The following is a 23,242-nucleotide window of genomic DNA, read 5'->3' as shown; positions in this document are numbered from 1 at the left end:
CCGCCGGGACGGCGCAACCGGATTTAACAGAATGTTCAGGCCGCCTTGCGGTTCTTCTTCGCGCCCTGCGCCTCGATGGAAACGTGGTCCCACTTTTCCCAGAGCGCGATGCGGTTGGCATATTCCTGCTTGATCATCGGCAGACCGCCGTCGCCGAAGAACACGCGCAGCGGCGGCTCGGCCGCGTCGACGATTTCGAGCATTGCCGGTCCGGTGGCCTCGGGATCGCCGGCCACGGCGCGGCTGCGGCGCTCGGCCATGGCGGCGCGGGCGGGTGCATAGGCCTCGATCGCTTTCGAGGTCTTGGCCGAGGCACCGGACCAGTCGGTCGAGAAGCCGCCCGGCTCGACCAGCGTCACATGAATGCCGAACTCAGCGACTTCCAGGCTGAGCGACTGGCTGAAGGCTTCGAGCGCCCATTTGGAGGCGTGGTAGAGGCCAAGCGAGGCAAAGGCGTTGACGCCGCCAATCGACGAGATCTGGATGATGTGGCCGGAACGCTGCGCCCGCATGATCGGCAGCGCCGCCTGGGTGACCCAGAGCGCGCCGAAGACGTTGGTCTCGATCTGGTCGCGGGCTTCCTGCTCGCTGACTTCCTCGATGGCGCCAAAATGGCCATAGCCGGCATTGTTGATGACGACGTCGAGCCGGCCAAAGCGCTTGTGCGCCTCGGCTACTGCCGCATCGACGGCCTTCTTGTCGGTGACGTCGAGCTTTATCGCGGCGATGTTGTCGCCGTATTTTGCGACGAGATCGGCGAGCGTGCCGGCATCGCGGGCGGTTGCGGCGACACGGTCGCCACGGGCGAGCGCTGCCTCGGCCCAGACGCGGCCAAAACCTTTCGACGATCCGGTGATGAACCAAACCTTTGATGTCATGATGTGGTGTCCTTGCCCATGCGGGCCGTGAATTGGGGATGGAAACGGAGGCTTCTCCGTTTTTGCCATATACGGCGCATCGCGCGATTTTCCAGAGGCGAGGAGGAATCTTTTTGCCCCGACCGTCCGATTGAGCAAGGCGCTTGTCTGGTCAGGGGTAGCGCACCGGGCTCGACCAGGCCGGGTCGTCATGCTTTTGCCAGTAGAGCGCCATCAGCCGGCTGGTAAACGGCCCGACCTTGCCGTCGGCGATTGGCATGCCGTCGATCATCGTCACCGGCATGATGCCGCCGGCGGTGGAGGTGATGAAGACTTCGTCGGCAGCCTTCAGCGCGGCGACGCTGACATCGACGGCCGTGGCGGCAAGGCCGGCGTCGGCGCAGAGATCGAAGACAGTGCGCCTGGTGATGCCGGGCAGCACGCCAATGGCCGGCGTCGACAGGCTGCCATCCTTGACGCAGAACACGTTGAAGCCGGGACCTTCGGCGACATTGCCGTTGATGTCGAGGACCAGCGCCGTCTCGCCGCCACGGTCATAGGCATCGTAGAGGCCGCGCACCAGGTCGAGCCAGTGGTAGTTCTTGATCGCCGGGTCGATCGAGGCCGGCGGAATGCGCACCTTGTCGCTGATGGCGACATGCAGTCCACGCCGCAACTGCTCGGCATTGGCGACCGAACCGAACGGCACGGCAAATGCCATGAAGCGGTTGATCGCCTGGCGCGGATCGCGGCTGAAGGTCGGCGAAGCGCCGCGCGTGCACAGCATCTCGACATAGGCGGCGCGGTGGCCCGAGAGCGCCACGCAATTGTGCAGGATTTCGCTCACCCCGTCGCGGTCGAACGGGACCGTCATGCGCAGTTTCTGCAAGCTGGCGAAGAAGCGGTCGAGATGCAGGTCGAGGCGGAAGAAGCTGCCGTCCCAGACATGCACGGTGTCGTAGGTGGCGTCGGAATGCAGAAATCCCCAGTCCAGCACCGAGATTTTCGCCTGCGACATCGGCAGATACTGGCCGTCGAGAAAGGCGACGCCGTCGGGATAGGAATGCGGATCGATATGGCGCTCGGACAGGGTCGGCAATGGCGCAATGCTACCTGCTGCTGCGCTTCGGTTCATGGCGATTGGTCCCTTCGGCTCAATGCGGGCATGATCAGGCTAGCGGCCTTCAGTCGACGGCATAGGGCCACCCGGGCAGCGCTGTTTGTCCTAGGTAGCACATTCGATTTGCCCTATGGTCAGCCTTGAAAATGTCCGGCCGGGAGGGGGCAACATGGGCAGATTCTTTCAGACCATCATCTTTGCAGTTTTCCTCGTCTTCGTCACCGGCGAGGCCTTTGCGCAGTGCGCGCGCGAGGGCGAGGAACTGTGCCAGAACGGCCAGACCTATCGCTGCGAAAAGACGGGCAGCGAGCTGACGCCGATCTTCCAGAACGTGCCTTGCGTGGTCAATGCGACGGGGCTCAACGGCATCTGGACCGGCAGCGGCCATCAGAGCCCGGCAGGGGCTGCCGGCGCCGACTGGGCGATCACGATGACCATCGGCGATGGCGCTGCGTCGATCGATTATCCTTCGCTCGGCTGTGGAGGATCCCTGACCCAGATTTCCAGGGACGAGAGTTCGGCGGAATACAGGGAAAACATCACCTACGGCCAGGACAAGTGCATCGATGGTGGCGGCATCACGGTCCGGTTCTTCAAGGGAAACCTCTCCTGGACCTGGGTTGGCCAGGCCGACGGCCAGCCCTACAACGCCGTTGCCGTGCTGAGCCGGCAGTAGCCTAATGCATGTCGCTCAAAAGTGGTCCCGGTTTTGAGAGAACGACATGCACAAAAACAGTCATTCCTCTTCGTCGTCGGCATCGAGCAGGCGGGTGGCGCGCCAGCGGGTCAGCACCATGTTGGTCTGCTCGATGACGAAGAACCGCGCCGAGTCGCGATCATAGCCCTCGGCCAGCAGTTTCTCATAGTCGGTATGGCCGTGCCTGATATGGGCGATCGTCGCCAGCCATACGGCAATGCTCGGCGGCAGCGTCTTCATATGCACCGCACCAGCCTCGGCGCGGATTTTCTCCATGTCGGCATAGGGCGCCAGCGGCAGCAGCGCGGTCAGCGCCTTGGCGATGGCGCGGCGGCGGCCGGTGGGCGCGGTCATGTCTCGTCGCGCCCGGCAATGGTTGCTGCCCCGGCAAAGGCATCGGTCGAGGCGAAATAGGGTTTGATGTCGATCACCGGCGTGCCGTCGAGCACATCGATGGCGTCGATATCGATGCGGCCTGTATCGATGTCGACGGCGGTCAGCTTGGCTACGTGGAGTCCGATCGGGTTCGGCCGGGCCGGGGAGCGCAACGAGAAAACGCCTTTCGGTTCAGCCGCATGGCGGGGTTTCTGGACAATCAGTCCCCGCAGTGCGTGATGCAGCCAGGACAGGATGATGATGTGGCTGGCGCGCTCCAGCGCAAGCAGGCCCTCGCGATAGGGTGGGTCGATGACAACCGTCGCCGCCTGTCCCGTCTCGCGGGCCGCGCGCATGTTCTTCGGGCAGCTTTCCCGCGATGTCCATGGCGAGGCGATGCGGCCGATGAACACGATGTGGCCATCCGGCGGCATGTCAGCCGGGTCTGACTGCAGGAGCTTTTCGCCGTCGCGCGTCTCGAACATGGCTTTCGCCTCTAGCACAGGTTTCCAGTCGATCGTGACGGAAAAGCGCTTTCCGGGCATGGGGATCACACGTGCGGCATTTTCTTGTCAGGAAGCGACATAGGTCTTGCCATGTCGTTAAAGCTGACATAAACATATGTTTATATCTTTTCAACGAGAATACGCCAATGCATGTCTCGCTCGATACGATGGTGGATACATTGAAGGCGGCGGCCGAATCGAGCCGCCTGCGCATCCTGGCGCTGTTGTCGCGCGGCGACCTTACCGTGTCCGATCTCACCGAGATCCTCAGCCAGTCGCAGCCGCGCGTGTCGCGCCATCTGAAGCTGTTGCTGGAAGCAGGGCTGATCGGCCGTTATCAGGAAGGCTCCTGGGCGTTCTTCCGGCTGTCAGATACCGACTCCGCGCGCGACTTCGTCATGGGGCTGGTCTCCGGCATTCGCGGCGCCGACCCGCAGGTCGAGCGCGACCTCGAGCGGCTGGCGTCGGTCAAGCGCAAGCGGCAGGATCGCGCCGCCGAATATTTCTCCGAAAACGCTGCGAGCTGGGACCATATCCGCTCGCTGCATGTGCCGGACCGCGCGGTGGAAGCAGCACTCCTCAAACTGGTCGGCAAGCGGCCGTTCCAGTCGATGCTCGATCTTGGCACCGGCACCGGGCGCCTCCTCGAGATCTTCTCGCCGCTCTACCGGCGTGGCGTCGGCATCGATATGTCGCGCGAGATGCTGACGGTGGCGCGCGCCAGTCTCGACAAGGCCGGCATTGCCAATGCGCAGGTCCGCCAGGGCGACATCTTTGCGCCGCCGGTCGAGCGCGATGCCTTCGACCTCGTCACCATCCATCAGGTGCTGCACTATCTCGATGACCCCGCCCGCGCAATCCGCGAGGCGGCGAGGCTGCTGCGCCCGGCGGGCCGGCTGGTGATCGTCGACTTCGCGCCGCATGCGCTGGAGTTCCTGCGCGATCAGCATGCGCATGTCAGACTGGGCTTTTCCGATCGGCAAATATCGGAATGGTTTGCCGAGGCTGAGCTCGACCTCGAAGATGCCCAGGAGTTCGAGCCGCGCGGCGGCAACGAAGCCAGGCTCACCGTCAAGCTGTGGCTCGGCCGCGACCGCCGCATGCTGATCGCCGAACCTTCCAACGACTCTTTGCCGGCCAAAGCATACCAAATTGGGGAAACCGCCTGATGAACCAGTTCCGCTTTTCCCGCCGTCCCGACATTGGCGACAAGGTCCGCGTCTCCTTCGAGTTCTTTCCGCCGAAGACCGACGAGATGGAGGCGAGGCTCTGGGACACCGTCACCAGGCTGGAGCCGCTGAAGCCGAAATTCGTTTCGGTGACCTATGGCGCCGGCGGCTCGACGCGCGAGCGCACGGCCCGCACGGTCAAGCGCATCCTCAACGAGACGACGCTGACGCCGGCGGCGCACATGACCTGCGTTGACGCCGCCCGCCATGAGGTCGACGCCGTGGTTCGCGAATTCGCCGAGATGGGCGTGAAACGCTTCGTCGCCTTGCGCGGCGATCCAGCGGCGGGCGTCGGCACCGCCTACCGGCCGCATCCAGATGGCTATGCCAATGGCGCCGAACTGGTCGGCGCGCTGAAGGGCGCCGGCGATTTCGACATTTCGGTCTCGGCCTATCCGGAAAAGCATCCGGAAAGCCCTGACTTCGCCACCGACTTCGACATGCTGAAGCGCAAGGCCGACAATGGCGCGACGCGGGCGATCACCCAGTTCTTCTTCGACAACGATCTCTACGAGCGTTATGTCGAGCGGGCGCGCCGCGCCGGCATCTACATCCCGATCGTGCCCGGCATCCTGCCGGTGCATAATTTCACCCAGGTCGCCAATTTCTCGGCACGCTGCGGCGCGCTGGTGCCGGCATGGCTGGCCGAGCGCTTCGAGGGGCTGCAAAACGACCCGCAGACGCATGCTTTGGTGGCATCGGCCGTGGCCGCAGAGCAGGTGCTCGACCTTGTCGAGCGCGGTGTCAGCGATTTCCACTTCTACACCATGAACCGGGCCGACCTGGTGTTCGCGATCTGCCACATGATCGGCATCCGCTCGCACGAAACGGAAGTGGCTGGGTCGGCCGCGGCCTGAGTCTAATCGTGATGATCTGAAATGCAAAAGGCCGGGCGAAAAACCCGGCCTTTCGAATTTGTGGGCTATTTGCTGCTATCTTCTTCCGCTCTGGCGGTTACGGAAGAACGCCTATGATAAGGGCGCCAATGAAGGCAAATGCAGCACAGATCATCAATGCGTTGATTGGCCTCGTAAGTCCCATGTCATAGCCTCCTCTATGAAAGAGCTATGGGTGGAGTCTAGGGTCATTTATGCCACAGGCAAGCGGAAAGTATGCTGCAATGCGACACGATTGTGGAATTTGCGACCTGCCATTTGGTGTTAGGCATTGAAACTCTTCGGCAAATACCCGCTGGCGGGCTGTGAATAAATTGTGACGGGTCTGTGGCGGAAGCGTGGCATGGCAGCGCTACCATCCCCGTTCTAGCGGCGACCGAACAGCCGCCCGTCGATCGTCACCAGGCCGAAGGCAATCAGCGCCATGCCGCAGAACTCGAACAGAGCGAGCCGCTCGCTCAGGAACAGTAAGCCGAGCAGGATGGCGCTGGCCGGGACGATAAGCGTCACCAGCGACGCGTTGGTGGCGCCGGCCGAGGCGACGAGATTGAAATAGAGAATGTAGGCGAAGGCGGTGGACAGCAGCGCCAGCGCCAACACCGCCGTCCAGACCGGCGGCGAGGCCGAGAACAGGCCGGCCGGGCCGTAGGTGAACAGCACCACCGGGATCATGATGATGGTCGACGCCGTCAATTGTCCGGTGGCGATGACGGGCGAGGGCACGCCCTTGAAGCGGCGGGCGATCATCAGCGCGACAGCGTAGGACAGCGAGGCGCCGATCAGCGCGAACTTCGCCCAGACCGGGCCGCCGAGCCCGGCCAGCAGGCCGGGGCCGATCATGACCGCGGTGCCGGCGATGCCGAGCCCGATGCCGGCAAGCTTGTTCCACGACAGCTTTTCGTCCGATGTCAACGCATTGGCGAGGATCAGCGTCCAGAACGGCGTCGTCGCATTGAGCACCGAGGCGACGCCGGCGCCGAGCGCGGTCTGGCCGGCGAAGATCAGCGAGAACGGCACGACATTGTTAGCGAGCGCCAGGAGGAAAAACAGGCCGGCATGCGGAAAGGCGAGGCGGAAGGACGGGCCGCGAATGGCGAGATAGAGCTGCAGCGCGATGGCCGCGATGGCGACGCGAAACAGCACCAGCACCAGCGGGTGCATCTCGGCAACGGCGATGCGGGCAAAGAAGAATGAACCGCCCCAGATCGCGCCGAGCAGCAGAAGCTGGCCCCAGTCCCTGAGCGTCATCGGTCCGCGCTGCATGGATGTCGTGGCAATTGCCATTTCGAATCGTCCTCCCCAGACGGCGCGAGCGCCAGTCGGTCAGGCAAAAGGCATATAGGGTCCAGCGACAAGGGCCACCCGAAACCTGATCGGATGGCAGACGTAACCATTTGGACGTAACGCCGTAGCATCAGCGCCGCGAGACACAGAATTGTTTTCTTTAGCCGCTAGCTTGGATTAATTGTGCGCAGCCGAGAAAGTCAGGGGATTCGTCCATGCAGCGATTCGAAAATGCCCGCGAGGCGGCGCTGGCGCTTCGTCCTGACGACCCGGTCTACTGCTTTCGCCCGCAGGTGCTGAAGGCGGATGCCAAACAATTCATGGGCATGTTTCCCGGCAAGACCGCCTATGCGGTCAAGACCAATGGCGAGCAGATCGTGCTGAAGGCGCTGGTCGAAGCCGGCGTTACTGCCTTCGATGTGGCTTCGCCCGGCGAGTTCGCCGCCGTGCGTGCGGTCTCACCCGATGCCGAGATGCTTTACATGCATCCGGTCAAGGCGCAGTCGGACATCAAGTTGGCGCTGGAGAAATACGCCATCCGCGTCATTTCGCTCGACCATGAGGACGAAATCACCAAGCTGACGCGCGTGGTGCGGGCGCTCGATATCGATCCGGGCGCCATCAGCGTCTTCGTGCGCATCCAGACCAAGGGCTCGGCGGCTTACGAACTGTCGAAGAAATTCGGCGCCGGGCCGGCCTATGCGGTGGAGCTTGCCGAGCGGCTCAACCGCACCGGCTACAAGGTCGGCCTGTGCTTTCATGTCGGCAGCCAGATCGAGGATCCCGACACCTATGAACGGGCATTGGCCTCGGCCGACTGGGTGCGCAACCGGCTGACCTTTGACGTTGCCGGCCTCGATGTCGGCGGCGGTTTTCCTGCCGAATATGGCCATGATCCCAACCGCAAGCAGGTCGAGATGCCGTCGCTCGGCCAGATCATGTCGCGGCTGTCGGGCGACCTCAGGGAATATCAGTTCGACCAGATGCCGCTGGTGGCCGAGCCCGGCCGGGTGATCGTGGCGCGCTGCCTTTCGCTGATCGTGCGCGTGCTGCTGCGCAAGGGCAAGCGGCTCTACATCAATGACGGCATCTGGGCGTCGCTGTCGGATTCATGGACCGGCAAGATAACGCTGCCGGCGCGCTTCATTCCCGATCCGGCGATCCGCTCGCGCAATGGCGAGGAGAAGAACATCGTGCCGTTCAAGGTCTGCGGCGCCACCTGCGATTCCGTCGACATCCTGTCGAGGCCCTTCTGGCTGCCGGAAACCGTCGACACCGGCGACTGGATCGAGATCGGCCATATCGGCGCCTATTCGCTGTCGCTGAGAACCCGCTTCAACGGCTTTTATCCCGACACTTTCGTCGAGGTGACGACGCCCTTCGACGAAGGGGACGCACCGCAAGGGTTTGCCAGCCTGGAGACGATGGCGGATTAGGCCACCCCGCCACCGGCCTGGATATTCTCGCCGGTCAGCCAGCGGGCCTCGTCGCTGGCCAGGAAGACCGCGACATCGGCAACGTCGCGCGTGGCGCCAATCCTGCCGAAGGGCGACATGCCGGCGGCCACGGCACGATCGCGCTCGGGAAGCAGGTCCGTGTCGGTGAAGCCCGGCGACAGTGCATTCACGGTGATGCCGCGCGCCCCGAGTTCCCGCGAGAGCACGCGGACGAATTGTTCGACGGCACCCTTGCTGCCGAGATAGAGCGCCGTCTGCGTGAAGAACATCTTGGTGCCGCCAGTGGAGACCGCGATGATCCGGCCGCTGTCGCTCACACGGCGCGCTGCTTCCTGAAGCGTGAAGAACGTGCCCTTGGCATTGGTTCCGAAGACAAGGTCGAAATCGGCTTCACTCACCTCGATGGACGGCTTGATGATGGCGACGCCGACATTGGCAACGACAATATCTATCGCGCCCAATTGGTTCTCGGTCTCGTCGAACAGGCGACGGACATCGGCAAGAACGGAAATGTCGGCCTCAATGGCGATTGCCTTTCCGCCCTTCCTGGCGATAGCGACCACGACCTCGTCAGCTGCTTTCCGGTTGCTGACATAATTGACGACGACGGCAGCGCCCTTGGCCGCGAGCCCTTCGGCGATGGCTCGCCCGATACCGCGCGAACTGCCGGTGACCAGTGCGGTTTTGCCTTGCAAGGACTGGGACATGATCAATTCCTTCAACCGTTCAGGCCTGCGGTTGGCAGGCCGATGGTCGAGAAATAGGGCAATACAACTGATCAGATAATGGCCTATTATCTAACTGGCTTGTTAATCCAGGAATACACAATGCGCGGTTCCGAATTCTCCCAGCTCAAGGCATTTGCCGCGATCGTGGAGGAGGGCAGTTTCGTTCGCGCCGCTGCGCGGCTGCGTGTGTCGCCGCCGTCGCTCAGCCAATCGATCCGGCAGTTGGAGGCTCGTGTCGGGGTCAGGCTGCTCAACCGCACGACCCGCAGTGTTTCACCGACCGCTGCCGGCGATACGCTGTTTGCCCGGCTGGCCGCTGCATTCGGCGAACTGAATGGTGCTGTTGCCGACGTTCAGGCCGGACGGGATCGGCCGGCGGGACCGCTGCGCATCAACGTGTCGCGCGTCGCGGCGATGCGTTTCATCGCGCCTATCCTGGGAGACTTCCAGCGCGCCTATCCCGAAATCGCGCTGACGGTGATCGTCGACGACATGCTGACCGATATTGTCCAGAGCCGGTTCGACGCCGGGATCCGTCTCGGCGAGCGGCTGCAGAAGGACATGGTGGCAGTCAAGCTCAGCGAGGATCTGCAAATGGCGGCGGTGGCTGCCCCGGCCTACCTTGAAGGCCGCGCAATTCCCCGTCATCCCCAGGATCTGCACCAGCACCAATGCATCAATTTTCAATGGCCGGGCGGCGGCCACATCTACCGGTGGGAGTTTTCGCGCGGCAAACGGGTTCTTGAGATCGCAGTCCAGGGCAGCCTGACCGTCAACGACACCGAGCTGGTGCTGAATGCGGCGCTGGGTGGAGCAGGTGTCGCCTACATGATCGACTATCAGGTCCAGCCGTCGATCGGGACTGGCAGGCTGGTGAGATTTCTTGAGCCCTGGTCGCCCAGCTTCCCAGGCTTCTTCCTGTATCACCCAAGTTCGAGACACGTCCCGCCGGCTTTGCGAGTATTTATCGATTTCGTTCGGGCAGGGACTAGAGAATAGGGAATACCGCTTGGGAGGTTCTACTGCCTACGCCCCTGCTGCCTACTCACTTCTTCACAACTTCCCCAACAGCTCCGGCGTCGGCCAGCCATCGACCGGCATGCCAAGCCGCATCTGTTCCTTGCGGATAGCCTCACGGGTGTTGGTGCCCAGAATGCCGTCGACGGTGCCGACATCGTAGCCACGCGCTTCGAGCTTGGTCTGCAATTCCTTCATCTGGTCGCCATTGAGCCCGGTTTCGGGATTGCGCGGGTCGAACTGCTTTGCCCCTGCCAACCGTGCCGCGAGGTTTGCCGCCGTCAGCGCGTAGGTGAAGGACTGGTTCCATTCGAGATAGACGTCGAAATTGTCATAGGCGAGGAAGGCCGGGCCCTTGCGGCCCATCGGCAGCGCCAGGCCGGCCTTGAGGCCGTTGTCGATCAGCGGCGTGCCGTCGGGATTGGTAACGCCCCAGGCGGCCCATTGCGACAGCGGCAGCTTGTTGGTGCGGCCGGTCTGCTCCCACGGCATGTCCTCGGGCACGCGCACTTCCTCGATCCAGGGCTGGTCGCGTTTCCAGCCGCGCGACAGCACCTTGTTGGCCGTGGTCATGATCACGTCGGGCACGCTGCGCCTGAGGTCGACGATGCCATCGCCGTCGCCGTCGACGCCGCGCGCCAGATAGTCGGAGGGCAGGATCTGCGTCTGGCCAACCTCGCCGGCCCAGGCGCCGGTGACGTCGGCCGGCACGACGCCGCGATCGATCAGCATCAACAGCGGCACCAGCTGCGGCCTAAACAGCTGCGGGCGGCGGCAGTCATGCGACAGCGTCACCAAGGCGCTCAGCGTGTGGAAATCGCCCTGCACGGCGCCGAAATCGGTCTCCAGCCCCCAGAAGGCGGCGATGATCGGCGCCTGGACGCCGAACTGCTGGTCGGCGCGGGCAAAGACGTCGGCGTATTTCTTCAGGTTGGCCGCGCCCTGCTTCAGCCGGTAGGCCGAGATCATGCGGTTGGAGAACTGGATAAAGGTCTGGGCGAAGACGCCCTGGGCGCGATCGCGCGCCAGCACCTTGTCGTCGATGTTGGCGGCTTCCAGCGCGTCGAGGCCGGCAGCGCCGACGCCGGCTGCCTTGGCTTCCGCCGCGACGCCCTGCTTCCAGGCTTCGAAGTCGCCGCCGCATTCCTGCGTCGCCGCCGGCATGGCCGCGGCGCTGAGCAGCAGGGCCGCGAGCAGCCCGGAGCGCAGTCGGTTCTTCGACTGTTTCCGGCCCTGATATCCCTGTGGTTGCAAATCGGTTCGCATGGACCGTCGAAAAGCAGGCGGCAGCGCCGGTGTCAACGGGTGTTCTGCCGCGGCCTGCGGTTTCGGACGGCTTCGCTGCCGTTGCACCGGTGTCAATGCGTATTCTGCCGCAGCCACTTTTTCCAGGCAGCTTCGCTGCCGTTGAAGACGTTGATATCGGATTTGCCGGTCATGCCGGGAACGATGCCGGTTCCGGTGTATTGCCAGAAGGTGAACGGGTGGCTGCCATATTTCTGGCGGGGGTGGCCGGCGACCGAGCGCAGCCAGTAGGGATAGCCGCGGAAAGTCGAAAGGTCATTGTCGTCAAAGAAGTCGACCGAGGTGTAGATGATCGGCTTCTTGCCATAGTGCCGTTCGACGATTTCGAGAAAGGTGGTCATCTCCGCGCGCACCGTCGCCGAATCCGGACGCAGCCGGCAGGTCGGCGATTTCGGGTTCCATTCCATGTCGAGCACCGGCGGCATGGCCGAGCGGTCGACAGGCACGTTTTCGATGAACCAGCGCGCCTGGGTGGCGGCCGGCGTGCAGAAATAGAAGAAATGGTAGGCCGCGCGCGGAATGCCATTGGCTTTGGTGCGGGCCCAGTGCTCGTTGAAATAGTCGTCGAAACGATCGCCGCCCTCGGTCGCCTTGATGAAGGCGAAGGAGATGCCGCTGGCCTTGGCTGTCGGCCAGTCGACCGACGTCTGGTACTTGGAGACATCGGTGCCGTGAACGGCGTAATTCCAGGGCGCGCCGCTGTCCCATTCATGCGGCTTGGAGTCTTCGAAGCGCGGTGCGCGCACCGCAACCGTCGGGCTGCTCGAAGGCGACATCGACGGCACGAGATCGCCGGCGGTCGAGCAGGCGGCCAGCAGCGTCAACGTGATGAGGGCCGCGAAACGGCGCATCGCATTTTCCGAGCCGGAATCAGCCGGTCGCTGTTGGGTTGTTGTTGCAGGTGCCCCTCAGGCGATCGCCCCACAGCATCGCCTGATTCTCCAGTGATCGCCGATCATGGTTGATAACAGGTTGACGGCGCTCGACAAGAACATCGATTTTGCGGAAGCAATGGCGGCAAATCGATGACATGAATCGAGCCGCAAGCCACCGGGCAGCGGAAAAGCAGGGACTTAAAGATGCGGATCGTCGTGAAGGTCATAAAGTGGCTGCTTGGCCTGGTCGTGCTGGCGGTTGCCGCGCTGTTTGCCTGGCTCTACATCGCACCGCCGGAACTGATCCGCGTCGGCTCCGGCTATTCGGCCAAGATCGTCTGCTCGAATGTTTTTATCGCCGGGCGTGACCCCAATGAGGTGCTTGCCGTCGACGTGCAGGCACCCGGCCATCCGCTGCTCAGGCTGATGAAAGTGTCGGTCGACAAGAACAGGGGGACCGTCTCGGCCGGACTGTTTGGCTTCCTCGGCAAGAGCATTGCCGTCGCGCGCGACGGCTTGGGTTGCGCCTCGGTTCCAGATGGCGATGTCGGCAAGGTACGGCGCGCGACAATCCCTGCCGAAGCGTCGGCGACCACCAAGGGCGATCTGTGGCCGGAGGGAGATCGGGTCGATGCCTCGCAGAATCCCGAGATCGGCAAGATCCTCGACGATGCAGGGATGACCGGCACCGGCATGCGGGCTGTGGTGGTGGTGAAGAACGGCCGCATCGTTGCCGAGCGCTATGGCGACGGGTTTTCGGCGAAGACGCCGCTGCTCGGATGGTCGATGACCAAGACGGTCAATGCCGCGCTCGTCGGTACGCTGGTCAAGGACGGCAAGATGGCGGTGATCAATCAGGGCCTGTTCGGCCCCTGGAAGACGGACGGCCGCGCCGCCATCAGTCTGGCCGACATGATGGCGATGTCGAGCGGGCTGGAGTTCAACGAAGATTATGGCGACCTCGCCGATGTAACGCGCATGCTCTATCTCGAGCCCGACATGGCGGGCTTCGCCGAATCCAAGCCGCTGACCGGCGAAGTGGGTAAGGTCTTCTCCTATTCGAGCGGCACGGCAGTGATGCTGTCGCGGCTGTGGCAGGACGCGATCGGCGACAAGCCGAAGGCGCTGGCTTGGCCGCGGACAGCGCTGTTCGCGCCGCTTGGCATGCAAAGCGCGGTGCTCGAAACAGACGAAGAAGGCACCTTCGTCGGCTCATCCTATCTCTACGCCACCGGCCATGACTGGGCGCGCTTCGGTCAGTTCCTGCTGCAAGGCGGGGTGTGGAACGGCAACCAGATCCTGCCCGCCGGTTTTGTAGACTGGATGAGAGAGCCTGCACCTGCCTCGAAAGTCTATGGCAAGGGGCAGTTGTGGATCGAAGCGCCGGGCGATGAGGAAAATCCTGGCGCCGGCGTCGCCGCCGGCCTGCCCAAGGATACCTACTGGATGGAGGGCCATGACGGCCAGACGGTCGCCATCATCCCTTCAGAGCAATTGGTCGTGGTGCGGCTCGGGCTGACGCCGGCCAAGCTCGGCTACCGGCCGCAAGTGATGCTTGGCGCGCTGGTGAAGGCGCTACATTAGACTCTTGGCTGCGCGATCACCGCCAGCCACGCATAACCGCGATAAAGCGTGCGGAAACGGAAGGTTGCGCCGGTTCGCCGAGACTCCGATTCCAGGACTTCGCGCAGAGATTCACGCGGGGTGACATGGAACTTTTTGAGCCAACCGCGCAACACGGTCCGGAACCAGCGCGGCAGGCCTTCCTGCTGGCCGAAATCGACGACGTGCAGCGAGCCGCCAGGCGCAAGCGCGGCAAGGGCAGCAGAAACCGTCTTTTCCCAGCCCGGGATCATCGACAGCGAATAGGACACGAAAATGCGGTCGAAGTGAACGACGCCGAACAGCGTTTTGGCGTCGAAATCGGTGGCATCGCCGCACGCCAGCACGACGCGACCGGACAGGCCTTCGCGGCCAATGGCCTTGCTGGCCGTCTCCAGCATCTCGGTCGAAATATCGAGGCCGTAGAAACGGGCATCGGGATAGCGGCGGGCGGCCAGCGCAATGTTGCGGCCGGTGCCGCAGCCGAGTTCGAGCACTGTGCCTCTCGCCGGCACGTCCAGCCCCGATATCATCTGGTCACGGCCGAGCAGGTAATATTTGCGGGTCAGGTCGTAGATATGGCGCTGCCAGCGATAGACGCCGTCCATCAACTTGGCATGGTCGGCCGGCAGCTCGCTCGTGCTCATGCCGGGCGCTTCACATAGAGGTGGAAGCCGCCATAGATCGCCGAGCGGTCGCGGGCCGAATAGTCGCGCGAGGCCTCGTCCTCGTAGTTCCACTGGTCGAGTAGCGAAGTCGAGACGCGGCCGGGCAGCAGGCTGGGTTCGGCCGCGGTGCGGAAGATGACGCGGGCGCCGACCGAGGCGGTGCGGGTGATCTCCGACCACAGCGCGTTGAGCTGGTCGTCCGTCATCCAGTCCTGCGCGTCGAGCAGGATGAAGCGGTCGACGGTCCCGGCGTCCTTGCCGGCCAGGAATTCGATCAGGTTGGCGTGGTGGATGCCGACGCGATCGACATTATTGCGGATCGCCTTGTAGTTGCGTTCTTCGAGGTAGGCGGGAAGGGCGGCCTCGCCCGGATTGGGATAGCGGCGGGCGAAAGCCTGCCAGGCGAAGTAATTGTTCTTCAATGGAAAATCGCAAGCGAGCTTTTCCAGCCGGGCCTTCAGCACGCTGGCCATTGAGCCGTCGCCCGAAGTGATCAGCGAATCGTACTGCGCCGGCGGAATGCCGAGACCGAACAGCGAGGCTTTGCGCGATGTCGCCCATCGCAACAGCTTCTTGTCGAAGACCGGCGCCAACTCTTCGTTGAAGAAACGACGCTGGTCGGCGATGCTCTTCGACGCCATGATGCCGGCGGGGTCGACACCGAAGAATTTGGCGGTGCGATGGCCCATGGCGATGAACAGGCCGAGCAGGCCGGTCTGGTAGAAATTGCGGTCGAAGACGGTGATGCGCCGGCGGCCGCGCCAGTTGCGGCGCTCCCAGTAGTGGCGGCTGACCGGGTCGAGGTGCGGCGCGATGAAGCGGTCATAGGCTTCCGAATTGTGGCTGGTGTCGGCGGCGCCAAAGAAGCGGAACAGGTCGCCCTGCGAAGGCAGATGCCGCACCGCCTCCAGCTTCATCCGGTTCAAGGCGATGTGGGCGGCGTTGAGATCGACCGCATCGACGCGTTCAGGCGAGCGGGTGAGGTAAGCGAGGATGTTGCAGCCGCCGGAGGCGATGGTGACGACGCGATGGCCCTGGCCAAGCTGCATGGCCTCCATGTCGACTTCAGGGTCTTCCCAGATCTGCGGGTAGACGAGGCCGGAAAACAGAAGCGCAAACAGCCGCTCGGAAAGACCGGCCTTGGACAGCGGGCGGTTCTGATAGACAGCTTTTCCAACTTCCTTGCCACGGCGAAAGACCAGATCTGCCGAAACGTCCGTCATGGCTAATGATTCCCCGTTTGCTTTGGCGCAAGCGGGTAGCGCAGCGTCATGACAGGCCAGTGACAGCCTGTTGACGCTTCAGGTTGCTGTTCTGACGCAAGTCGCTTTCCCAAAACGGATGAACAATTTTTGGGCGATGTGCATTAATCTTGGCCAAACCCTCCCGGCGTCGGCGTCGTCAGGATGACGGCGTCGCCGGCGTCGAGCACCGTCTGGTCGCAAGCCTTCAGAACATCGATTGAACCGTCATTGCGGCGGACCTTGGTCGAGCCGACCTCGCCATCGCCGCCGCCATCCAAACCTTTCGGCGGCCGGTTGCGGTGCGAGGACAGGATCGCGCATTCCATCTTTTCGAGGAAACGGATCGTCCGCCTGGTGCCGTCGCCGGCGCTCCATTTGCCTTTGCCGCCGGAGCCTTCGCGGATGTGGAAATCCTCGAGCAGAACGGGAAAGCGCAGTTCCAGCACTTCCGGATCGGTAAGGCGCGAATTGGTCATGTGGGAGTGGACGCCGGAGGTGCCGGCAAAGCCGCGGCCAGAGTTCATCTGCCCGGCCGGCGAGCCGGAACAGATCGTCTCGTAATACTGGTACTGCTTGTTGCCGAAGGTCAGGTTGTTCATCGTGCCTTGCGCGTTGGCCATGGCGCCCATGGCGCCGAACAGCGCGTTGGTGACATGCTGCGAGGTCTCGACATTGCCGGCGACGACGGCGGCGGGATAGCTGGGTTTCAGCATGCAGCCGTCGGGGATGATGATGTTGATTGGCCGCAGACAGCCGGCATTCATCGGTATCATGTCCTCGACCATGACGCGGAAGGCGTAGAGCACCGCTGCACGGGCGACGGGCTCCGGCGCGTTGAAATTGTTCCTCATGACCGGCGAGGTGCCGGTGAAGTCGACGGTCGCCTCGCGTTTTTGCCGGTCGACCGTGATCTTCACCTTGATGACCTGGCCGGTGTCGGTCGGGTATTCATATTCTGATGCGTCGGGCAGCCGCTCCAGCACGCGGCGCACGCTTTCGGCGGCATTGTCCTGGACATGGCCCATATAGGCTTCGACGACATCGAGGCCGAAATGGGCGACCATCTTGCGCAGCTCCGCCACGCCCTTTTCATTGGCGGCGATCTGCGCCTTGAGGTCGGCGATGTTCTGGGGCGGGTTGCGAGCGGGGTAGGGGTGGTCGGTGAGCAGCGTCTGCAGTTCCGCCTCGCGGAATTTTCCGCGATCGACAACACGGAAATTGTCGAACAAAACACCTTCCTCGTCGACGGTAGTGGCGAGCGGCGTCATCGAGCCGGGGGCCGTGCCACCAATGTCGGCATGATGACCGCGTGACGCCGCCCAGAACAGGATTTCTTTCTTCGCATCATCGAACACCGGCGTCACCACGGTGATGTCGGGCAGATGCGTGCCGCCATTGTAGGGGGCATTCAGCGCAAAGACGTCACCGGGATGGATGTCGCCGGAGTTCAGCCGGATGATGGTCTCGACCGATCGGTCCATGGAGCCGAGATGCACTGGCATGTGCGGCGCGTTGGCGACCAGCGCGCCGTGACGGTCGAAGACGGCGCAGGAAAAGTCCAGCCTTTCCTTGATGTTGACGGAATAGGCAGTGTTCTGCAGCGTGACGCCCATCTGCTCGGCGATCGACATGAAGAGGTTGTTGAAGACCTCCAGCATCACCGGATCGGCTTGGGTGCCGAGGGCCGCAGCGCGCACTTTCCGTTCCGTGCGGCGAATGACGACGTGATTGAGATTGGTGATTTCGGCCCGCCAGCCCGGCTCGACGACGATGGTCTGGTTCGGCTCGATAATGAGAGCGGGTCCCGCGACCAAATTGGAGGGGCGCAGGTTTTCGCGGCGATGGATGCCGGCCTCATGCCACCGGCCTTCGGTGTAGATGCGCCGCGTTCCGGAAGCGCCGGCTTCAACCCGTGCAGGTCCTGCGGGCGCATAGGCTTCGGCCCTGGCCTCGGCGATTTCGCTGCCTTCGACGCCAACCGTCTCGACGATCATCGGCTTGTCGTCATAGACGAAACCAAACTGCGCCTTGTGGGCGACTTCGAAGTCGCGCCTGGCCTGTAAGATCGAGTCCTGCTCGAAATTCACCGGCAGCGTTGTGTCGGTGCCGTCGTAGCGGATGTGCAGAACCGGCTTTGCGGCAACTTTATCCTCGGCGATGCCTTGCGCCGCGAGTTCGGCGATGACGGCCTTTTTCAACGTGGCAATGAGGCTGTCGATCTCGGACCTGGACTCTTCCGCCAGCGGCTTGAGCAGCGCCTGCTGCCGTGAAGCAAAGACCGATGACAGGCCGATGCCATAGGCCGACAGCAGGCCGGAGAAGGGGTGGATCAGCACCGCTTCCATGCCGAGCGCGTCGGCAACCAGGCAGGCATGCTGGCCGCCGGCGCCGCCAAAACAGTTCAGCACATATTCGGTGACGTCGTAGCCGCGCTGGACGGATATCTTCTTGATGGCGTTGGCCATGTTTTCGACGGCGATGGTGACAAAGCCTTCGGCGACGGCTTCCGGGGTGCGGCCGTCGCCGATTTCGGCGGCGAGTGCGGCGAATTTTTCGCGTACCGCGGTCGCATCCAGCGGCTGGTCCTGGCCGGGGCCGAAAATTGCGGGGAAGAAATCGGGCTGCAGCTTGCCCAGCATCACATTGGCGTCTGTGACGGCGAGCGGGCCGCCGCGCCGGTAGGCGGCCGGGCCGGGATTGGCGCCGGCGGAATCCGGCCCGGCGCGAAAGCGGCCAGCTTCGTAGTGCAGGATCGAGCCGCCGCCGGCAGCCACGGTGTGGATGCGCATCATTGGCGCGCGGATGCGCACGCCGGCGACCTCGGTGTCGAAGGCGCGCTCATACTCGCCGTCATAATGGGCGACGTCGGTCGAGGTGCCGCCCATGTCGAAGCCGATGACTTTCTCGAAGCCGGCGAGCTTCGCCGTTTCGACCATGCCGACGACGCCGCCCGCCGGACCGGACAACAGCGCATCCTTGCCCTGGAACATGTCGGCGGCGGTGAGCCCGCCCGACGACATCATGAACATCAGGCGAGGGCTTTCCCTCCCCCTCGAGGGGAGGGTGGCGGCGGAGCCGCCGGGTGGGGTCGGATCGATTGGGCTCGACGCTCCGGCGGTGCCTTCTGAGTGGACCCGCTCTGGCCGCTTTGCCGACTGCCCTTCGCTATGGCTCCGGGCGTTCGTCGCTGAAAAAGCCAAATCGTTGGCTTTTTCTCGGCCTTCGGCCGACCGATCCTCACCCCCCTCGAGGGGGGAGAGGGCGCCCAGCTCGCCCGCCACCCTTTGCACATACCTCGACAGGATCGGCGAGAGATAGGCATCGACCACGGTGGTGTCGCCGCGACCGACCAGCTTGATCAGCGGCGAGACCTCATGGCTGACCGAAATCTGCGAAAAGCCGATCTTCCGGCAGACTTTCGCCACCGCCTTCTCGTGGTCGGGGTATTTCCAGGCGTGCATGAAGACGATCGCCACCGCATCGATGCCGTCGGCGCGGGCCTTTTCGATCGCGGGACGGCAGGCGGCGATGTCGAGCAGGCGCTCGACATCGCCATTGGCCCGCACGCGTTCGTTGATCTCGATGACACGCTCGTAGAGCTGTTCGGGAAGGATGATCTCCTTGGCGAAGATATCTGGCCGCGCCTGATAGGCGATCTTTAGCGCATCGCGAAAGCCCTTGGTGATCAGCAAGAGCACGCGGTCGCCCTTGCGCTCCAAAAGCGCGTTGGTGGCGACGGTGGTGCCCATCTTGATGTCGCCAATCAGGCCGGACGGAATGGCGGCGCCCGATTTCAGACCGAGCAACTCACGGATGCCGGCTATGGCCGCATCAGGGTAGGCTTCGGGATTTTCCGACAGGAGTTTCCTGGGATGCAACCCGCCGTCCGGGTCGCGCCCGATCACGTCGGTGAAGGTGCCGCCGCGGTCGATCCAAAAATCCCATTTCTTGTCCACGCAGAGCTCATTTCAGGTCGATTCGACCTGAAATCATCCGCCTCTGTGCGCCATCGCCCGAGCTGCAATCACCGCCTGGGATGTTACATCAGGAAACGCAACGTTACGAAACTCATGGCCGTCTGATGCATTTCCTCTTCGAGCGTTCACTGCAATGTGAGCGTGTAGTGAAGGAGAGATGTTATGAAAAAGCTCATTCTTGCGTCCGTTTCTGCCCTGGCCCTGCTCGGCGTTGCCGCCTGTAGCGACAGCGGTACGGACAACACCACCACCCAGAGCACCAATCCGCCGGCGGCCGACCAGCCGATGCAGCCGGCAAACCCCGATACCCCGAAGCCTGCTGAACCGGCTCCGGCAACGCCTGCTCCTGCCGCCCCCGCGCAGTAGCAGCAGTCTCGGTCACTTTGATGTGACGAGAGAGGAGGCCGGCTTCGCGCCGGCCTTCCTGCGTTTAGGGCCGGGGGCCGGCCCTTTCGTGGGCTACGATCGGCTAATTCCTATGATTTGCGATCTAGCGCGTCAGCGTTTGCGTAAATCGATCCACCCTGCGGCGCTGTCTTGGCTTGATAGCGGTGGCTGGCGGCCCTAATAAGCGCTCATGTCGATTTGGGATCGCCTTGGCGAGTTCATCAACCGCGTTTCCTCTTCAGCCAATTCGGGCGTCGCCGAAGTGGTCGAGGCCGTGCGAACTGTTTTTTCCGGCGATGCGGATCTGCGCCGGCGCGTTGCCTTCTCTGTGGCGATGATTGCGCTGTCGGCCAAGATGGCCAAGGCCGACGGTATCGTCACCCAAGACGAGGTGCGGGCCTTCCAGGAAATATTCGAGGTGCCGAGAGAGCAGACCCGCAACGTGGCGCGGCTCTACGATCTGGCTAAGCGCGACGTTGCCGGGTTCGAGACCTATGCCGAGCGCATGGCGCAGATGTGCGGCTCGGGCCATTCGAACTGCGTCATGCTGGAAGACATACTCGACGGCCTGTTCCATATCGCCAAGGCTGATGGGCTGGTGCATGAACGCGAAGGCATTTTCCTGCACCGCATCGCCGAGATTTTCCGCATCGACGAGGTGCACTACGAGGCGATCATGGCCAGGCACGTCAATCTTGGCGCCGGCGATCCCTATGTCGTGCTGGGCATCGAGCGCGGCAAGCCGTTCGAGGAGGTCAGGAAGCGGTATCGCAAGCTGGTCTCCGACAATCATCCGGACCGGCTGATCGCGCGCGGCCTGCCGCAGGAGTTCATCAAGATCGCGACGACCAGGGTCGCGGCGATCAACGCGGCCTATGAAATGATCGAGCGGGGCCTTAGGCACGCATGAGCGGCTTCCTGCCCGACGAGCCAGGCGCCGAGGTCAGGGTATCGCCGAATTTCGGCCCGCGGCGCGAGACGCTCAGACCCGACATGATCGTGCTGCACTATACCGGCATGGCGACGGGTGCTGCAGCCGAAGCGTGGCTGTGCGACCCCGCCAGCGAAGTTTCCTCACACTATCTCGTCCACGAGGACGGCCGCATCGTCCAGATGGTGCGCGAGAGCGACCGGGCCTGGCATGCCGGCGCAAGTTCCTGGTTCGGGCGCACCGACATCAACTCCTGCTCGGTCGGCATCGAAATCGTCAATCCCGGCCATACGCTCGGTTATTCGGCCTTCCCCAAGCGTCAGATCGAAGCGGTGATTGGCCTCTGCAAAGGGATAATCGGGCGATATTCTATCGCGGCTCAACGCGTGCTCGCCCATTCCGACATCGCGCCGGGGCGCAAGATCGATCCGGGCGAGAAATTCCCCTGGAGGGTGCTGTTTGCGGCGGGGGTCGGCCATTTCGTGCCTGCGGCGCCGATCCGGCGCGGCGCGGTACTGAAAGCTGGCGATACCGGCGCCGAGGTCGAAGCGCTGCAGTCGATGCTGGCGCTCTACGGCTATGGCGTGGAGATATCCGGTGTCTTCGACCGCCAAACCGAAATCGTCGTCGAAGCGTTTCAGCGGCATTTCCGGCCACGCTTGGTGGATGGCGTCGCCGACGGTTCGACGATCCGCACGCTGCAAAGCCTGCTGACTTCCCTTAGGTCAGCTGCGTCTAAATAATCTTCTCCTGATATTCGAGTTACAGCCTGTCACTGAAAGTGAATTGCCTCGCCTTGTTCGACACCAATTCGGCCCTCAAAGGCAGTTCGTGCAAGTTATCGGACCTTCAGCCCCCCGAATGTTCCGATATTGATTAGGCGTTGCTGCGCGAAGATCTTCGCGCGGCCCAGACAGAACAGGACCACATGCAGAAATTGACCGTTGTAACGGCAGCTATTGCTGCTGGCGTGATGACTTTTGCCTTCGGGGCGGCAGATGCTGCGCCACTGAACCAAAGGGTAGACCAGGGCTTCGTAAACGCACCCGCCAAAACCGCCCTGACGAAAGCGAACCCAAAAGCCAAAAGGGCAACCACGGCGAAAGTGCAGAAAGTAGCCGTGGTGAAGGCCAGAAAAACGAAGGCCAAGAGGCATTTGAAGCGCAGCAGGAAGAGCATCGACCTGTCGACGACCGCGTCGATCGGCCCAAGCACCGCTGCAGAATCGACGGCGGCGGCCGCGCTCGGCGGCCAGTATTCGGCGATCATCGCCCGCTACGCGGCGGCCGAAGGCGTGCCGGTATCGCTGGCCAAGGCGGTGATCAAGATCGAGAGCAATTACCGGCCCAACATCGTCGGCAGCGCTGGCGAGATCGGTCTGATGCAGATCAAGCCGGCAACGGCGCGGATGATGGGTTACAGCGGTTCGGCCAAGGGCCTGTTTGATCCCGACACCAACATCAAATACGGTATGAAATATCTCGCCATGGCGCGCAACCTCGGTGGCGGCACGACCTGCGGCACCATCCTGAAATACAATGCCGGTCATGCCGCGACGCGGATGAATCCCGTGTCGGCCGCCTATTGCGGCAAGGTCAAGGTGCAGATGGCGGCCCTTGGATCTCCCGCATAAGTCTTCTTTTTCATTTGCGTTTTCGCACGTGAACCCCTTTATACGCTCTGCCAGCTGGCCGGGCGGCCGCACCCGCAAAGCCGAAAGGCTGCGGGTGAGGAAAGTCCGGGCTCCATGGAGACACGGTGCCGGTTAATGGCCGGCGGGGGCGACCCCAGGGAAAGTGCCACAGAAAGCAAACCGCCACGATTTATCGGGGTAAGGGTGAAAGGGTAGGGTAAGAGCCCACCGCGCGACTGGCAACAGGAGCGGCACGGTAAACCCCACCGGGAGCAAGACCGAATAGGGACGGTGCGAGGGGAAACCTTCGAGGGCTGTTTCCGGCCCACCGTCCGGGTAGGTTGCGTGAGGCGCATGGCAACATGCGCCCAAGATGAATGGCCGCCACGTTCTCGCTCCGCAAGGGGCGAGGGCCATACAAAACCCGGCTTACAGGCCAGCTGGCAATTCTCCG

21 protein-coding genes and 1 other RNA gene are annotated in these 23,242 nt (G+C 63.1%); 11 read left to right on the top strand and 11 right to left on the bottom strand.

Going from position 1 to position 23,242, the window contains the following annotated elements; all coding sequences use genetic code 11:
• Positions 1–35: 35 nt before the first annotated feature.
• Together AC1D1N_RS09120 and AC1D1N_RS09115 are read right to left on the bottom strand one after the other, a co-directional pair.
• Positions 36–878, bottom strand: coding sequence for an SDR family oxidoreductase (locus AC1D1N_RS09120; protein ID WP_436260648.1), 843 nt, complete (start codon positions 876–878; stop codon positions 36–38).
• 151 nt (positions 879–1,029) lie between these two features.
• Positions 1,030–1,992, bottom strand: coding sequence for a D-amino acid aminotransferase (locus tag AC1D1N_RS09115; RefSeq protein ID WP_436260647.1), 963 nt, complete (start codon positions 1,990–1,992; stop codon positions 1,030–1,032).
• A gap of 154 nt (positions 1,993–2,146) precedes the next feature.
• Between AC1D1N_RS09115 and AC1D1N_RS09110 the strand changes: the two genes are divergently transcribed.
• The gene (locus AC1D1N_RS09110) at positions 2,147–2,653 is read left to right on the top strand and encodes a hypothetical protein (RefSeq protein ID WP_436260646.1); all 507 of its coding nucleotides are present in this window, start codon (positions 2,147–2,149) and stop codon (positions 2,651–2,653) included.
• 60 nt (positions 2,654–2,713) lie between these two features.
• Here the strand turns inward: AC1D1N_RS09110 and AC1D1N_RS09105 are convergent, their stop codons facing one another.
• Together AC1D1N_RS09105 and tsaA are read right to left on the bottom strand one after the other, a co-directional pair.
• Positions 2,714–3,028: a DUF2293 domain-containing protein gene (locus AC1D1N_RS09105; RefSeq protein WP_436260645.1), complete on the bottom strand. Its 315-nt coding sequence runs from the start codon at positions 3,026–3,028 to the stop codon at positions 2,714–2,716.
• A complete protein-coding gene (gene tsaA, locus AC1D1N_RS09100) occupies positions 3,025–3,534 on the bottom strand; it encodes a tRNA (N6-threonylcarbamoyladenosine(37)-N6)-methyltransferase TrmO (protein ID WP_477348020.1) in 510 nt (169 codons plus the stop codon). Before tsaA ends, AC1D1N_RS09105 begins: the two co-directional genes overlap by 4 nt.
• A gap of 167 nt (positions 3,535–3,701) precedes the next feature.
• Between tsaA and AC1D1N_RS09095 the strand changes: the two genes are divergently transcribed.
• Positions 3,702–4,724 carry an ArsR/SmtB family transcription factor gene (locus AC1D1N_RS09095; protein WP_477348018.1) on the top strand — a complete coding sequence of 341 codons (1,023 nt, stop codon included), beginning with the start codon at positions 3,702–3,704 and terminating at the stop codon, positions 4,722–4,724.
• Complete coding sequence (gene metF, locus AC1D1N_RS09090; RefSeq protein ID WP_112560361.1) at positions 4,724–5,641, top strand: methylenetetrahydrofolate reductase [NAD(P)H]; 918 nt, start codon at positions 4,724–4,726, stop codon at positions 5,639–5,641. Before AC1D1N_RS09095 ends, metF begins: the two co-directional genes overlap by 1 nt.
• Before the next feature lie 405 nt (positions 5,642–6,046).
• On the opposite strand, the gene AC1D1N_RS09085 is transcribed toward metF, so the two are convergent.
• A complete protein-coding gene (locus AC1D1N_RS09085) occupies positions 6,047–6,964 on the bottom strand; it encodes a DMT family transporter (RefSeq protein WP_477348016.1) in 918 nt (305 codons plus the stop codon).
• Between the two features lie 215 nt (positions 6,965–7,179).
• Here AC1D1N_RS09085 and AC1D1N_RS09080 point away from each other — a divergent pair, with 215 nt between their 5' ends.
• A complete protein-coding gene (locus tag AC1D1N_RS09080) occupies positions 7,180–8,400 on the top strand; it encodes an alanine racemase (protein ID WP_352559937.1) in 1,221 nt (406 codons plus the stop codon).
• On the opposite strand, the gene AC1D1N_RS09075 is transcribed toward AC1D1N_RS09080, so the two are convergent.
• Positions 8,397–9,128, bottom strand: coding sequence for an SDR family oxidoreductase (locus tag AC1D1N_RS09075; protein ID WP_477348014.1), 732 nt, complete (start codon positions 9,126–9,128; stop codon positions 8,397–8,399). The genes AC1D1N_RS09080 and AC1D1N_RS09075 overlap by 4 nt on opposite strands.
• Positions 9,129–9,248: 120 nt before the next feature.
• On the opposite strand from AC1D1N_RS09075, the gene AC1D1N_RS09070 reads away from it, so the two are divergent.
• Positions 9,249–10,148: a LysR family transcriptional regulator gene (locus AC1D1N_RS09070; RefSeq protein ID WP_477348012.1), complete on the top strand. Its 900-nt coding sequence runs from the start codon at positions 9,249–9,251 to the stop codon at positions 10,146–10,148.
• Positions 10,149–10,202: 54 nt separating this feature from the next.
• Here the strand turns inward: AC1D1N_RS09070 and AC1D1N_RS09065 are convergent, their stop codons facing one another.
• Together AC1D1N_RS09065 and AC1D1N_RS09060 are read right to left on the bottom strand one after the other, a co-directional pair.
• Positions 10,203–11,432, bottom strand: coding sequence for a lytic murein transglycosylase (locus AC1D1N_RS09065; protein WP_477348010.1), 1,230 nt, complete (start codon positions 11,430–11,432; stop codon positions 10,203–10,205).
• Between the two features lie 92 nt (positions 11,433–11,524).
• Entirely contained in the window at positions 11,525–12,322 is a 798-nt protein-coding gene (locus tag AC1D1N_RS09060; protein ID WP_112560366.1) for a glycoside hydrolase family 25 protein, read from the bottom strand.
• Positions 12,323–12,550: 228 nt separating this feature from the next.
• Between AC1D1N_RS09060 and AC1D1N_RS09055 the strand changes: the two genes are divergently transcribed.
• On the top strand, positions 12,551–13,930 hold the full coding sequence (locus AC1D1N_RS09055) for a serine hydrolase domain-containing protein (RefSeq protein ID WP_477348008.1): 1,380 nt from the start codon (positions 12,551–12,553) through the stop codon (positions 13,928–13,930).
• On the opposite strand, the gene AC1D1N_RS09050 is transcribed toward AC1D1N_RS09055, so the two are convergent.
• The 3 genes from AC1D1N_RS09050 to AC1D1N_RS09040 form a co-directional block, all read right to left on the bottom strand.
• Positions 13,927–14,595 carry a class I SAM-dependent methyltransferase gene (locus AC1D1N_RS09050; protein ID WP_477348006.1) on the bottom strand — a complete coding sequence of 223 codons (669 nt, stop codon included), beginning with the start codon at positions 14,593–14,595 and terminating at the stop codon, positions 13,927–13,929. The two genes, AC1D1N_RS09055 and AC1D1N_RS09050, sit on opposite strands and share 4 nt — an antisense overlap.
• The gene (locus AC1D1N_RS09045; RefSeq protein ID WP_477348004.1) at positions 14,592–15,839 is read right to left on the bottom strand and encodes a BtaA family protein; all 1,248 of its coding nucleotides are present in this window, start codon (positions 15,837–15,839) and stop codon (positions 14,592–14,594) included. The genes AC1D1N_RS09050 and AC1D1N_RS09045 overlap by 4 nt, the downstream gene beginning before the upstream one ends.
• A 143-nt stretch (positions 15,840–15,982) precedes the next feature.
• Positions 15,983–19,816 carry a hydantoinase B/oxoprolinase family protein gene (locus tag AC1D1N_RS09040; RefSeq protein ID WP_477348002.1) on the bottom strand — a complete coding sequence of 1,278 codons (3,834 nt, stop codon included), beginning with the start codon at positions 19,814–19,816 and terminating at the stop codon, positions 15,983–15,985.
• A 183-nt stretch (positions 19,817–19,999) separates the two neighbouring features.
• On the opposite strand from AC1D1N_RS09040, the gene AC1D1N_RS09035 reads away from it, so the two are divergent.
• From AC1D1N_RS09035 to rnpB, 5 genes are all read left to right on the top strand, one after another.
• Positions 20,000–20,203, top strand: a complete 204-nt coding sequence (locus AC1D1N_RS09035) for a hypothetical protein (protein WP_112560371.1) — start codon at positions 20,000–20,002, stop codon at positions 20,201–20,203.
• Between the two features lie 211 nt (positions 20,204–20,414).
• Positions 20,415–21,134, top strand: a complete 720-nt coding sequence (locus tag AC1D1N_RS09030; protein WP_477231536.1) for a TerB family tellurite resistance protein — start codon at positions 20,415–20,417, stop codon at positions 21,132–21,134.
• Positions 21,131–21,898, top strand: coding sequence for an N-acetylmuramoyl-L-alanine amidase (locus AC1D1N_RS09025; RefSeq protein ID WP_436260637.1), 768 nt, complete (start codon positions 21,131–21,133; stop codon positions 21,896–21,898). Before AC1D1N_RS09030 ends, AC1D1N_RS09025 begins: the two co-directional genes overlap by 4 nt.
• Before the next feature lie 185 nt (positions 21,899–22,083).
• Complete coding sequence (locus AC1D1N_RS09020) at positions 22,084–22,788, top strand: lytic transglycosylase domain-containing protein (protein ID WP_477348000.1); 705 nt, start codon at positions 22,084–22,086, stop codon at positions 22,786–22,788.
• A 50-nt stretch (positions 22,789–22,838) separates the two neighbouring features.
• An RNA gene (rnpB, locus tag AC1D1N_RS09015) (RNase P RNA component class A) lies at positions 22,839–23,236 on the top strand.
• Positions 23,237–23,242: the final 6 nt, after the last annotated feature.

The organism is Mesorhizobium sp. P2_B5 (assembly GCF_056404775.1).
This window is presented reverse-complemented; position numbering and strand designations above follow the sequence as displayed.